The sequence below is a fragment of the Pseudoalteromonas sp. SG43-4 genome, assembly GCF_014164325.1.
Lineage (GTDB): Bacteria > Pseudomonadota > Gammaproteobacteria > Enterobacterales > Alteromonadaceae > Pseudoalteromonas > Pseudoalteromonas distincta.
In genome coordinates this window covers 1-430 of record NZ_JACJFB010000063.1, presented here as the reverse complement: position 1 = coordinate 430, position 430 = coordinate 1, and the positions used below count along the sequence as shown (strand labels likewise).

Below are 430 nucleotides of genomic sequence, written 5' to 3'. Positions count from 1 at the left end.
GGCAAGATGTGGAAGTGGTGTGAGCCATTAAGCTAACTTGTACTAATTACCCGTGAGGCTTAACCATACAACGCCAAACGCGTTTTATGCGACAGTTTGACAGAAGTTAATATAACTAAAGTAGATATTACTGAAAAGACTTAAAAAATATTATCAGATATTTTCCAAATTTTAGAGGTGACTCTTAGCGCGTAGCGTTAACATTGAGGCACCTTGCGCAAAGAAAATGGTAGCACTACGTGCTTGTCATTGATCCTTTGCACCTAATTTGCTTGGTGACAATAGCGTTTTGGACCCACCTGATCCCATGCCGAACTCAGTAGTGAAACGAAACAGCGCCGATGATAGTGTAGCATTTGCTATGTGAAAGTAGGACATTACCAGGCTTCAAATTGTAGAGAGCCCGACTAGAAATAGTCGGGCTTTTTTA

Annotated in this window: 1 rRNA gene; it reads left to right on the top strand. The window is 40.9% G+C overall.

Annotated features, from left to right (window positions below):
- Positions 1 to 271 precede the first annotated feature (271 nt).
- Positions 272 to 386, top strand: a 5S ribosomal RNA gene (rrf, locus tag H5160_RS20165).
- The last annotated feature ends 44 nt before the right edge of the window (positions 387 to 430 follow it).